Source organism: Verrucosispora sp. WMMD703 (assembly GCF_049178935.1).
Classification (GTDB): Bacteria; Actinomycetota; Actinomycetes; order Mycobacteriales; family Micromonosporaceae; genus Micromonospora; species Micromonospora sediminimaris.
In genome coordinates this window covers 2,676,329-2,688,068 of the sequence record NZ_JBMHMM010000004.1, presented here as the reverse complement: position 1 = coordinate 2,688,068, position 11,740 = coordinate 2,676,329, and the positions used below count along the sequence as shown (strand labels likewise).

At 70.2% G+C, this 11,740-nt stretch carries 11 protein-coding genes; 5 read left to right on the top strand and 6 right to left on the bottom strand.

Translation table 11 applies throughout. The annotated features are described in order from the left end of the window. Positions 1-12: 12 nt before the first annotated feature. Positions 13-993, bottom strand: a complete 981-nt coding sequence (locus ACN26Z_RS12865) for a hypothetical protein (protein ID WP_421461371.1) — start codon at positions 991-993, stop codon at positions 13-15. 39 nt (positions 994-1,032) lie between these two features. Further along, positions 1,033-1,242, bottom strand: a complete 210-nt coding sequence (locus ACN26Z_RS12860; protein ID WP_396887910.1) for a heavy-metal-associated domain-containing protein — start codon at positions 1,240-1,242, stop codon at positions 1,033-1,035. Between the two features lie 116 nt (positions 1,243-1,358). Between ACN26Z_RS12860 and ACN26Z_RS12855 the strand changes: the two genes are divergently transcribed. Beyond that, on the top strand, positions 1,359-1,655 hold the full coding sequence (locus tag ACN26Z_RS12855; protein WP_139583992.1) for a metal-sensitive transcriptional regulator: 297 nt from the start codon (positions 1,359-1,361) through the stop codon (positions 1,653-1,655). A 578-nt stretch (positions 1,656-2,233) separates the two neighbouring features. Here ACN26Z_RS12855 and ACN26Z_RS12850 read toward each other — a convergent pair. From ACN26Z_RS12850 to ACN26Z_RS12840, 3 genes are all read right to left on the bottom strand, one after another. After that, positions 2,234-4,375, bottom strand: coding sequence for a heavy metal translocating P-type ATPase (locus ACN26Z_RS12850; protein ID WP_421464642.1), 2,142 nt, complete (start codon positions 4,373-4,375; stop codon positions 2,234-2,236). Positions 4,376-4,745: 370 nt separating this feature from the next. Further along, positions 4,746-5,279, bottom strand: coding sequence for a DUF305 domain-containing protein (locus tag ACN26Z_RS12845; protein ID WP_421461369.1), 534 nt, complete (start codon positions 5,277-5,279; stop codon positions 4,746-4,748). A 491-nt stretch (positions 5,280-5,770) separates the two neighbouring features. Next, positions 5,771-7,300, bottom strand: coding sequence for a multicopper oxidase family protein (locus ACN26Z_RS12840; protein WP_421464641.1), 1,530 nt, complete (start codon positions 7,298-7,300; stop codon positions 5,771-5,773). 209 nt (positions 7,301-7,509) lie between these two features. On the opposite strand from ACN26Z_RS12840, the gene ACN26Z_RS12835 reads away from it, so the two are divergent. Genes ACN26Z_RS12835 through ACN26Z_RS12825 form a run of 3 tightly spaced genes read left to right on the top strand, consistent with a single transcriptional unit; the run spans position 7,510 to position 10,270 of the window. Further along, a complete protein-coding gene (locus ACN26Z_RS12835) occupies positions 7,510-8,445 on the top strand; it encodes a F510_1955 family glycosylhydrolase (RefSeq protein WP_421461368.1) in 936 nt (311 codons plus the stop codon). Positions 8,446-8,471: 26 nt separating this feature from the next. Beyond that, entirely contained in the window at positions 8,472-9,164 is a 693-nt protein-coding gene (locus ACN26Z_RS12830) for a response regulator (protein ID WP_421461367.1), read from the top strand. Next, complete coding sequence (locus ACN26Z_RS12825) at positions 9,161-10,270, top strand: HAMP domain-containing sensor histidine kinase (RefSeq protein WP_421461365.1); 1,110 nt, start codon at positions 9,161-9,163, stop codon at positions 10,268-10,270. The genes ACN26Z_RS12830 and ACN26Z_RS12825 overlap by 4 nt, the downstream gene beginning before the upstream one ends. 60 nt (positions 10,271-10,330) lie before the next feature. On the opposite strand, the gene ACN26Z_RS12820 is transcribed toward ACN26Z_RS12825, so the two are convergent. After that, positions 10,331-10,996 carry a C39 family peptidase gene (locus ACN26Z_RS12820; RefSeq protein WP_421461364.1) on the bottom strand — a complete coding sequence of 222 codons (666 nt, stop codon included), beginning with the start codon at positions 10,994-10,996 and terminating at the stop codon, positions 10,331-10,333. 437 nt (positions 10,997-11,433) lie between these two features. Here ACN26Z_RS12820 and ACN26Z_RS12815 point away from each other — a divergent pair, with 437 nt between their 5' ends. Then, on the top strand, positions 11,434-11,655 hold the full coding sequence (locus ACN26Z_RS12815) for an SHOCT domain-containing protein (RefSeq protein WP_421461363.1): 222 nt from the start codon (positions 11,434-11,436) through the stop codon (positions 11,653-11,655). Positions 11,656-11,740: the final 85 nt, after the last annotated feature.

Here is an 11,740-nt window from a genome sequence, read left to right as displayed (position 1 = left end):
CGCCAGCTCCGATCAGTCGTGGCCGTGGCCGGGGTCGCCGTGCCCGTCAGTGGTGGTCGTGGCCGGGCTGGTGAGCTCGTACGGCGTCGCCGGGCCGCCCGGTGCGGGGCCCCCGACGCCGGCGGCGGTCAGGGTGAACTCAGCTGTCCGCACCGTCCCGGCGTGTTGGAAGTCCAGAAACAGCCGGTAGGTGCCGGCCGAGGGGACCTCGGTGTGGAAGGTCACCTGCGGGCCTGGTTCGGAGCGCCCGTCGCCAGGTTCTCCGTCCGGGTGCACGTGCAGGTAGGCCAGGTCACCCGAGCGCAGAGCCACCAGGTGGCCGTAGGCGCCGAGGTAGGGCTGCAGGTCGACGACCGGCACACCGTCCCGGCTGATGGTCAACGTCAGCCTGGCCGTCGCCCCCGGCCGCAGGTCACCGTCAAGGGCGACCGTGTATCCGTCGACGCTGGCGGTGCGTGCCGGTGCGGGCACCTGTCGCGGAGTGAAGGTGCCCGGGAGGTCGACGTCCACGCCGAGAGTGAGCGCCTCACCGCCGGTGGGGATGAAGTCAGCGAAGGCGCGCCAGGTTCCCGGGTCCCTGAACGGTGCGGCCACCCGCCAGGTGCCGTCGGCGGCCATCTCGGGATGGACATGCCGGAAGCCGGACAGGTCCCTGCGGGTGACGATCAGGTGCATCCGCTTGTCGTGGGCCTCATCGAAGGCGGTGACGGTCTGCCCGTCCGGACCGGTGATCCGGAAGGCGAACTCGCCGGGTGGGGCGGAAACCGGCGCCAGGGTGTAGCCGCGGTCGGAAACCAGCAGTCCGCCGGGAATCTGGGAGGCTGCTTCGCTTCCGGTTTCGTCATGGGGGGCGCTGCCGTGGGCGGCGGTCGTGTCGTGGCGGGTCTCGGCGGCTGGGGCGACGGGGTCGGTCAGCTGACCGACCCCGTACGCCGCACCGAACACCGCCGCGAGGCCGAGCGCGAAACCGCTCAGCTTCGTCGCCGTGTTCATGACTGGATACCTCAGTTCTTGTTAGCTTCGAGAAAACGTTCAGGCGTTGACGAGCTCGTAGCCGGCCTCGTCGACCGCGGCCGCAACCGCGGCGGGATCCAGCGGCGCCTCACTGTCGACGGTGACCTGCCCGGAGGCGAGGTCGACCTGGACATCGCGAACCCCGGCGATCCCGCTGATCTCGGTACTGACCGAACTCACGCAGTGCCCGCAGGTCATACCCTTCACCTGATAGGTGGCGGTGGTCATCAGGACGCTCCTCCCAATCAATTTCCACGGGGCGGCTCGCCGCCCGAAGATACCCCCCAGAGGTATCTCTCATCGCACGTTAGCATACCCCCCTGGGGTAGGCTATCCTGGGTTTCATGACCACACCCACTCCGATCCGCGGCTACACCGCCAGCAAGGATCAACTGCTCGCCCGGCTGCGCCGCGTCGAGGGCCAGGTACGTGGCATCGAGAAGATGGTCGACGACGACCGCTACTGCATCGACGTGCTCACCCAGATCTCCGCCATCCAGGCCGCCCTGGACAAGGTCGCTCTCGGCCTGCTCGACGGGCACGCCCGGCACTGCATGCACGAAGGCGCCGCCGAAGGACGTGCCGACGAGATGGCCACCGAGATGATGGCCGCCGTCGGCCGCCTCATGAAGCGCGGCTGATCCCCCCACCCTGCAGGTCGGCTACGTTCAGACCAGGGGTGAGCCGCTCTGGCGCGGCTGGCCGCCCTGGCATGGCAGCGACGATCACGACCGTGACGAAAGCCGTCAGGGGCCCTGGTGTCCGGTGTCCGCGACGGCTCTGTGCCCGTGAGCACCGCCGGTCGCGCGGCACACCCATCAGGTGCCCTGGCGCATCGCACCCGCCGGTCAAGCGCAAGAAGCCGCTGCCGCGACAAGCCCGACCAGCGCCGGTGCGGCAACTGCAGCGAGCGGGAGCAGCAAACGCGGCAGCCCGGTGCGGGCGTGGGCGCCGGCCCGCAGATGGTGCAGTCGCAGCAGCATGTCCGCGCCGGCCATCGGTAGGGCGTGTGCGGGCTGGACGATCCGGCAAGCGGCGATCAACGCGTCGCGGACGGCGCGGAGGGCTCATCTACCTGGCTACCGAACGGCCGGGCGCTGCGCAGCGCCGCCGACACCGGTCACCACCTGGCAGCCGCTGATGCCCTGAGCTAGCGCGGTGTCCAGGTGTGCGGCGGCCCGGTCGGGATCGCCCCGACCGGGCCGCCGTTCGCGCTGTGTCAGCGTCGTCCGGGAGTGAGGTTGACCCGGCGCAGGAGCTGGGCGTTCAGAGCCACCACGATAGTGGAGGCGGACATCAGTACCGCACCGACCGCCGGGCTGAGTGTGACCCCGGCCCAGGCCAGCGCGCCGGCGGCGAGTGGGATCGCCACCACGTTGTACCCGGCGGCCCAGGCCAGATTCTGGATCATCTTGCGGTACGAAGCCTGAGACAGTCGCATCACGCCGGTGACGCCGCGCGGATCCGACGAGGCCAGGATGACTCCCGCCGACTCGATCGCCACGTCGGTGCCCGCACCGATGGCCAGGCCCACGTCGGCGCGGGCCAGGGCGGGCGCGTCGTTGACGCCGTCGCCGACCATCGCCACGGTCAACCCTCGGGCCTGAAGGTCAGCCACTGCCCGGTCCTTGTCCGCCGGCAGCACCTCGGCGAACACCTCGTCGACCCCGGGTCGGAATCCCAGGTCCGCAGCGACCGCCTCGGCGACCGGGCGGGCGTCACCCGTGATCATCACGATCTTCCCGATGCCCTGCTCGCGCAGATCCGAGATGGCTTCGCGGGCCTCGGCGCGAACCTCGTCCTCCAGCGCGAAAGCGCCGACCGCGATCGATTGGCCGGCCTGCGACAGCCGGATCAGGTGCAGTACCGCCGCGCCGCGGGCCGACCAGGCCTGCGTGGTGGTAGCCAGGTCCTCGGGAACCTCCGCACCAACCTCCCGCAGCAGGGCGGGTCCGCCCACGGCCCAGGTGGTGTCGTCGACGGTAGCCTGGACGCCGCGACCGGTCAGCGATCGGAAGTTGCCGGCGGCCGCTCGCAGTCCTCGGTCCTGCGCCACCTTGACCAAGGCTTTGGCGAGCGGATGTTCGCTGTCGGCCTCGACCGCGCCGGCGATACGCAGCACCTCGTCCTCGCTGACGCCGCTGGCAGCGGCCACGGCGGTGACCGTGTGCGCGCCCTTGGTCAAGGTGCCGGTCTTGTCGAACAGCACGGCGTCGACGGTGCGCATCCGCTCCAGGGCGAGGCGGTCCTTGACCAGGATGCCGGCCTTCGCCGACACCGCCGTGGACAGCGCGATCACCAGCGGGATGGCCAGCCCGAGCGCGTGCGGGCAGGCGATCACCAGGACCGTCACTGTCCGGACGACGGACTGGTCGAGGTCGCCCAGTGCCCACCAGGCGGCGAAGGTGACCAGCGCGGCGGCGGTGGCGACGTAGAACAGCATCGCCGCGAACCGGTCAGCCAGCACCTGAGCCCGGCCGCTGGATGCCTGCGCCTGCGCCACGAGCCGGCCGATGCCGGCCAGCGCGGTGTCCTCCCCGACCGCGTCGACCCGGATCCGCAGCGCGGAGTCGGTCGCCACCGTGCCGGCCACGACCCGGTCCCCGACGCCGCGGGGCACCGGCCGGGACTCCCCCGTGATCATTGACTCGTCCAGTTCGGCCGACCCGTCGATGATCCGGCCGTCGGCAGGCACCCGGCCGCCCGAGCGGACCAGAACTACGTCCGCAACCCGCAGCTCGGCCACCGGCACCCGGCGCACCGTGCCGTCGGCGTCGATCTGTTCGGCGTCGTCGGGCAGGAGCGCCGCCAGCGCCGCCAGCGCGCCCTGCGCCTGACCGATCGCCTTCATCTCCTGCCAATGACCCAGCAGCATGATCGAGACGAGCGCGGCCAGCTCCCACCAGAAGTCCAGGTCGAACGCGCCCAGGCTGGTCGCCATCGAGGCGACGTAGGCCACCGTGATCGCCATCGAGATCAGCAGCATCATCCCGGGCGCCCGGTCGCGGACCTCGCGGACACCGCCGATCAGGAACGGCCAGCCGCCGTAGAAGAAGACCACCGAGCCGAGAACCGGGCCTACCCAGCTCATGCCCGGGAAGTCGATCGTGTAGCCGAACCAGTCCATCACCATGTGGCTGGTCACCACGATCGGAATCGTCAGCCCCAGGCTAAGCCAGAACTTACGTCGGAACTGCTCCGGATCGTGGCCTGCGTGCTTGTCATGGGATCCGTGCCCGCCGGCGGATCCGTGCCCAGCGTGGCGGTGGCCACCGCTCGGCCCGGCACCGCCGTGATGCCCGCCGTCAGCGTGCTCACCCACCGGATGCCGGTGATGCTCGTCCTCGTTGGTGACCACCATGGCATCGGCGTGCGTCGCGTGTTGGTCTCTCATGCCCTCCACCTCCACACGGCACGGTATACCCCGTAGGGGTATATGGCAACCAGTTTACATGGTCGGCCACTGGCCCTCCTGGCACGAATATCTGCCGCGACCTCGCGCCCATGCCAGATACCTGTACCCCCCTCCGGTAACTGGCATGACAGGCGAGCTGCGACTTCCTGAGGCGGGATCGGTGGCAAATCCGTCCGAGACCACAGGATGTCTGCCGCGCACCGACTCCTACTGCGCCCCCTTCTCGGGGGACCACCCACCCGGCCGCGGCATCACTGGAGCCCTTCAGCCATCCTCAAACCGCTGATGGGATGTCGTGCCGAGCACTCGTTCATGCTCAACCGGCGGGGCATCGGCGGCTGGCGGACTCGTCGTACTCGGGGACGGGCCGGGCCTGCGCCTCCTCGGCGGTCTCGGCCACGCCGTTGCGCCGAATGTCCTCGATGAGCCACTCCATCTCCGAGATCTCTCGCCGCTGCGCCTCACTGATCTCCACGGCGAGCCGGCAGACCCGCACGTCGTCGAGGTTGGCCCGCTCGGACCGGGTGATGGCCATCGAGTGGTGCGGGATCATCGCGTTCATCCAGCCGCTGTCGTCCACGGTGGCCTGGCTGCGGTCGAGGACCACCCCCGTGCCGAACAGAAGAACGCTCGCCGCGATGATGCCCAGGTTCGCCTTGGTGTTGCTGTACATGTTCCGCATCCAGCCGAGCATGACCATGCCCATCGTGCCGCCCATAGCGAACGCCATGAACATGCGGCTCTCGCTGAAGCGGATGTCGCTCCACCGCCAGGTACTCAGGTACATCACGCCGTACATGACGACCATTGCGGTCAGGATCATCGCCGCGAAACGCAGGTACATCTTCATCTCGTGCGACAGTCCGCTGCCACGAGCACCTCCGCCTGATGTCCGCTCGTCCATCATCCTTGGGCCTCCACTTCTTCGTCGTGACCTCTCGCCACTTCGGACCGAGGTTCGGCCCGCGATCTCCCCGCGGTGCCGCCGCTACTCGATCGCCCGTACCCACGCGCTGACCTGGCGAACCGAGCATCCTGGCTCGCCGGCGCGCACTTCAGGGAATCTTCATACTCGCGGGCTGGCACCTCGTCGTGGTCGTAGGAGGTGAGGTAGAACGACCGGCGTCGAGTACGAGACCTGATCTACGACCCGCGCTGCTGCGGCCCGACACCATGTCCGGCCGCCGGGCCACCGGCACGTGACCGCCAACCAACCACACCGCCAGGCGACGTACCAGCGCGGCCAGTACCTGTTCCGCACCCGCATCGACACGGGTCGGTCCCGCTATCGCTGACCGTGTTCGTTCTGACCGGCCCGCGCCGGTCATGTGTCCGGGCAGCTCACGGCTGGTAGGCGAGGTTGATCATCATGCCGGTCTCGGCGTGGTAGATGTTGTGGCAGTGGATCATCCACTGTCCAGGATTGTCGGCGTCGATCTCGACGGTGACGGTCTGGTGCGGGGTGACGATGACGGTGTCCTTGCGGGGGCCGCCGTCGCGGAGGGCGAAGGTGTGTCCGTGCACGTGCATGGGGTGGAACATCATCGTCTGATTGGTCATCCGCAGCCGTACCCGTTCACCCTCCCGCACCAGGAGCGGCTCGGCGTCGCTGAAGGTCTTGCCGTTGATGGTCCAGCGGTAGGGCATCATGCTGCCGCCGAGGACCAGGTCGTGGGTCCGGTCCGGGGCGCGCTGGGGCAGCCGTACGCTGTCGGCGGCCCGCAGCTGGTTGGTGAGGATGACGCGCCGGTCGAGTTCGGCCGCGCGTACCACGGTCGACGGTGGCCTGCCGCCTCCGGTCCGGACCACCGCGAGCGCCTGCCCCGTCTTGCCCTCGGCGACCGCGACCAGGGGGAATACCCCGTCGGCGACGACGACCTCGACGTCGACTCGTTCCCCCATGCCGACGACCAGTGCGTCGGTGACGTCCGGGACGACCGGGAATCCGTCGCTGTGTGTGACGGTGAGTCGGTGCCCGCCCAGCGCCACCCGGAACGCGGTGTCGGAGGCGGCGTTGACCAGCCGGATGCGTACCCGCTGTCGGGGCCGGGCGGTGAGCGTGACGGGGGCGGTCGGGACCCGACCGTTGATCAGGTAGTGCGGGTAGTCGACGTCGCCCGCGCCGCCGAGCAGCGGCGACATCATGGTCTCCATTCCGCCACCGCCCATCGGCACCCCACCTCCGTGGTTCATGCCGGGCATGCCGTGCCCGCCGTGCATGCCGCCCATGTCCCCGCCGAGGGAGGCCAGGACGTCGTCCGGGGTGCGCCCGGTGCCGTCGACCCAGTCATCGAGGACGACGATCCATTCCTGGTCGTAGCGGCCCGCGTCGTTCGGATCGTCCACGATCAGGACGCCGTGGAGCGCCCGGTCGAGTTGCACGCCGGAGTGCGGGTGGTAGAAGTAGGTTCCCGGGTCGGGCAGGGTGAACTCGTAGGTGAAACGCCCGCCCGCGCCGATCGGGTCCTGGGTGACGCCGGGGACGCCGTCCATGTCGTTGCGCAGCGCGATGCCGTGCCAGTGCACGCTGGTGTCCGTGGGTAGGTCGTTGACCACGTCGACGCGGAGCCGGTCGCCGGCCTTCGCCCTGATCAGCGGGCCGGGGGCGGTCTCGGCGTAGCCCCAGGTGTCGACCGTTACGCCGCCCAGGTCCAGGGTCACCGGGCGGGGGTTGAGGGTGGCGCGGACGGTGGCGGCGCCGGGGCGGTGCCGGGCCAGTTCGGCGCGGCGGACCGTCTCCGCGCGGGGGTCGACGAGTTTCGGGGTGTTGTTGCGGTCGGCGGTGACGGCGACGACCCCGGCAGTGCCGGCGAGACCGGCAGCTCCGGCGATCCCGGCGATCAGGTGGCGGCGGGTGAGCAGCGGTGACATGGAGACTCCTTTGGTGTCCGCCTCCAGCGTGATCAACCGCCGGCCCGGCGAGTAGGGATCGGGCCGCATCTTCAGAGAATCTTCATGGCCCCCGAGGGGTCGTTCCGCCGGTTTCGCGCCATGGTTGAGGGGGACGAGAGGTCACCCTGAAGCCGCACCGGGGGGCACTCCGGGCGGGTGGGTCAACGACGAGGAAGTGGACGTAGTCGATGAGCAGGACGTCGCAGCCGATGCGACCGCGCAGCAGGCCCGGATCCGGGCGCAAGACGCAGGGTCGCGGTGCGCCGGCCGCACCGACGCGGAAGATCGTCATCGCGGCGCTGGCCGGGCTGGCTGTCCTCACCGCCGTGGTGGTGTTCGCCCTGCGCGGTCAAGGTTCTTCGGACGACCACACGGCTGGTGCCGGACACGAGGGGTTCGGGCACGTACACGGGATCGCGGTCGACCCGGGCAGCGGCGCCCTGCACGTCGCCACGCACGTCGGGCTGTTCCGCATCGACGATCCGCGGACCGCCGTACGCGTGTCGAAGGACGACCTTGACCTGATGGGCTTCACCGTGGTCGGTCCCGGTCATTTCCTGGCCTCCGGTCACTCCGCGCACGGCCCGGCCAACGTGGGCCTGATCGAGTCGACCGACGGTGGCGCGACCTGGCGGGAGAAGTCACTCTCCGGTACGGCGGACTTCCACGGGCTCCAGGTCGCCCACGGCTCTGTCTACGGCTACAACTCGACCGACGGCGCGTTCATGGTCAGCGCCGACCAGCGGAGCTGGGAGCAACGGTCCCGGACGGCGATCGGCGCGTTCGCGGTCAGCCCGATCGACGGCGGGACCTTCCTCGCCGTCGGCCGCGACGGCCTGCAGCGCTCCACCGACGGCGGCCGCAGTTGGCAGTCGGTGCCCGACGCCCCCGCTGTCGGCCTACTGACCTGGGACCGCACCGGTGTGTGGGCGGTCGCCCGGGACGGAGCGATCTGGTCGTCGACCGACGGCGGGGGGCAGTGGCAGCGGCGCGGAGCCGTGCCGGGTGAGGCCCACAGCTTCGCCGTGCAGGACGGCACCCTCTTCGCCGCGCTCGCCGGTGACCGGGTCGTCGCCAGCACCGACGGCGGCGCCACCTGGACCGATCGGTACGCCCCGGAGTGAGGAGCACGTCCGGTAGGAATCAGGACATGAGTGGACGGGTGCTGGTCGTCGACGACGAACGGAGCCTCGCCAAGGTCGTGGCGAGCTACCTCGAACGCGACGGCTACCAGGTGCGCTGCGTCTTCGACGGCCCGACGGCGTTGGACGCCGCCCGGGAGGACGAGCCCGACGTCGTCGTCCTGGACCTGATGCTGCCGGGCCTCGACGGCGTGGAGGTGTGCCGGCGGCTGCGGACGTTCAGCGACTGCTACGTCATCATGCTGACCGCCCGCACCGAGGAGACCGACAAGCTGACCGGACTCGGCGTCGGGGCGGACGACTACCTCACCAAGCCGTTCAGCCCCCGCGAACTCGTCGCCCGCGTCGCAGCGATGCAGCGTCGCCCCCGGGAGCGGCACGCCCGGCCGGAGACCCCACCGCGCCGGTTCGGCCCGCTGGAGGTCGACGTACCCGCCCGGGAGGCTCGCCTGGACGGTGCGGCCGTGCCACTCACCCGCACCGAGTTCGACCTGTTGGCGGTCCTGTCCGCTCGACCGAACGTCGCGCTGAGCCGCGCCCAGCTGATCACCGCGGTGTGGGGTGACGGGTGGGTGGGCGACGAGCACCTGGTCGACGTGCACATCGGGCATCTGCGCCGCAAGCTCGACGACGACCCCGCCCGCCCCCGGTTCATCCGCACGGTAAGGGGCATCGGCTACCGAATGGGGCCGCAGTCGTGAACCTCCGGCGCGTCAACCTCGCGGTGCGGCTCTTCGCCGCGCAGGTGCTCGTGCTCGCCGTGGGCGGGCTGACCCTGGCGCTGGTCGCCGGCGCGGTGGGCCCGCGGATCTTCCACGAGCACCTCGGGCGGGTCGGCGGGGAGGTCAGCGCCGAAGCCCGCTGGCACGTCGAGCAGGCGTACGCCTCGGCGAACGCGCTCGCGCTCGGTGTCGGCCTGCTCGCCGCGCTGGCCGCGGCGCTGGCGGCCAGTGTGTACGCGACGCGACGGATCGCCAGCCCGGTCACTCACTTCGCGCACGCGTCGGCCAGCCTCGCCGACGGGCACTACGACGTCCGCATGGCCGACCCCCGCCTCGGGGACGAACTCGAAACCCTCACCGACTCCTTCAACACCATGGCGGAACGCTTGGAGACCGTCGAAGCGACCCGACGACGGCTGCTCGCCGACCTCGGCCACGAGCTGCGCACCCCGCTCGCCACCATCGAGGCCTACCTGGAGGCCGCTGAGGACGGCGTCGCCGTCGACGACGAAGACCTCCAGTCGGTGCTGCGCGCCCAGACCGCGCGGCTGCACCGCCTCGCCGACGACATCGCCGCGGTCTCCCGCGCCGAGACGCACCAACTCGACCTGCACCCGGTACGGACCGCCCCGGCGGACCTGGTCCGGGACGCCCTGGCCGCGGCGCGGCCCCGCTACGCCGGCAAGGGCGTGACGCTGCGCAGCGACGTCCGCCCGGCGGCACACGTCGACGTCGACCCGCAGCGGATGGGGCAGGTGCTCGGCAACCTGCTGGACAACGCGCTACGGCACACACCCGAGGGCGGGACCGTCACGGTACGCGTTACGGGCGGTGCCAGAAACGTGGAGCTGGCGGTGGTCGATACCGGTCCCGGCATCCCGGCGGAGCATCTCCCGCACGTCTTCGAACGCTTCTACCGGGTAGACACCGCCCGGGACCGGGACAACGGCGGGTCCGGAATCGGGCTCGCCATTGTGCGCGCCGTGGTCAGCGCCCACGGCGGACGGGTACGGGCGGAGAACGTCCCGGGCGGTGGTGCGATGTTCAAGGTGATGCTGCCACCGGTGGGACAGGCACAGGTCTGATCAGACGAAGCGGCCCCCGGCCAACTGTGCCGGGGGCCGCTTCGGTGGTGCCCGGTCGGGTTAGGCGGAGTAACCGCGTGAGGCGGCCCAGTTCGCCAGCTCCTCGACGTCCATCCAGTAGGTGCCGTCACCCACCGGCTGCCACGGGTCAGCAATCTTCACCTTCTCGCCGTCACCCTCGTAGGCGACCACGGTCAGGTAGTGGCCCGGGAATGACCGCTCGACACCGTCGAGGTCGGTACCGGCGCCGATGACGTTGACCACCGCGACCCGCTCGTCGTCGACGGCGGCCTTCAGGTCGGCCTTCATCCGTTCTACCTGATCCGGCGTGACCGAATCGGTCGGCAGCTCACCGGCCTGGTAGACGTCGGAGCCGAGCTCCTCGTTCAGCACACGGGTGATGTCGAAGGCCGACGGAGTGCCGGCCTCGGTGGTGCCCAGCTTCTCGGCCAGCTCGTCCTGGCTCGGGACCTCGCCCTGTGCGCTCAGCGCGATCCGCGTCGACGCCGGCCCGCAGTAGTAGAAGTTCGGCTGAGCCTCGAACGCGTAGCCGCCCACACGCTTGTCCGCGCCGTCCTTGGCCCTGTCGGCCTGGACAGCGCTCACCGGGGCGCTCGCCTGCGGTGCCGCCGCTTCGGCGGCGGCGGCCGGGCCGGCGGCGAGAGCACCGGCGAACGTCAGACCGGCGACGCCGAGAACACTCTTACGAACAATCCCGGTGGTCACATTCTCAGGAAGCCAACGAGTGAACGTCGTCATAGGTATTCGCCTCTCATCCGCAGGGTGAGCGGCGCGCGACCTACACGAGGGCGCACCACTGATGGGATGTCAACCGGAGACAAGACCCGGGGAGTCGCACTCACCCGGGCATCGCAGATGTAACGATGTCGGAGGAACCCGCATTCCGCCGGCAGCCTTTTCCTCTGCGAGCACCGGGCCCGGTCGAGTCCCGGTCTCGACCTTCCCGATCAGCGGGACATTCCGGGAATCCAGGCTGTTCGCACCAGCGGACATCGTCGGCGGAAACGCGCCAGTGAGACATCCCGCACGGGTCCGCCTTCCCTTCGTTCGGCGCCTTTTCGGGGCATGCCGGGCGGCAGCCGCCGGAATTCTCGTAACGTCGCGAGTGTGACGGGCATGTCGCGAGGTCATGGAGGCTTCCGATGATGTGGGACGGCGCGATGGCGGGCTGGATGATCGTCTGGTCGATCCTGATCCTGGCCGGCCTGGTGGCAATCATCATGCTCGCCGTACGGACATTCTCCGGCGGCCCCGAAGGGCGAACCGGTGGACGGGCCTCGGCCCGCCAGATCCTCGACGAACGCTACGCACGTGGCGACATCAGCGACGAGGAGTACCGCCAGCGCCGGCAGACGCTGGAGTAGACGTACCACCCAGGTGAGCGCGAGGACGACCCTGCCCTGGAACGACCATCACATGGGCGGCTGGGGAACGACCACGCCGATCGTC

Bases quoted from the DNA above. Each gene is read 5' to 3' on its own strand.
- ACN26Z_RS12845 (WP_421461369.1), bottom strand. From the start codon at position 5,279: ATGAAGATGTACCTGCGTTTCGCGGCGATGATCCTGACCGCAATGGTC.
- ACN26Z_RS12855 (WP_139583992.1), top strand. From the start codon at position 1,359: ATGACCACACCCACTCCGATCCGCGGCTACACCGCCAGCAAGGATCAA.
- ACN26Z_RS12850 (WP_421464642.1), bottom strand. From the start codon at position 4,375: ATGGTGGTCACCAACGAGGACGAGCATCACCGGCATCCGGTGGGTGAG.
- ACN26Z_RS12835 (WP_421461368.1), top strand. From the start codon at position 7,510: ATGAGCAGGACGTCGCAGCCGATGCGACCGCGCAGCAGGCCCGGATCC.
- ACN26Z_RS12830 (WP_421461367.1), top strand. From the start codon at position 8,472: ATGAGTGGACGGGTGCTGGTCGTCGACGACGAACGGAGCCTCGCCAAG.
- ACN26Z_RS12865 (WP_421461371.1), bottom strand. From the start codon at position 993: ATGAACACGGCGACGAAGCTGAGCGGTTTCGCGCTCGGCCTCGCGGCG.
- ACN26Z_RS12815 (WP_421461363.1), top strand. From the start codon at position 11,434: ATGATGTGGGACGGCGCGATGGCGGGCTGGATGATCGTCTGGTCGATC.
- ACN26Z_RS12840 (WP_421464641.1), bottom strand. From the start codon at position 7,300: ATGTCACCGCTGCTCACCCGCCGCCACCTGATCGCCGGGATCGCCGGA.
- ACN26Z_RS12860 (WP_396887910.1), bottom strand. From the start codon at position 1,242: ATGACCACCGCCACCTATCAGGTGAAGGGTATGACCTGCGGGCACTGC.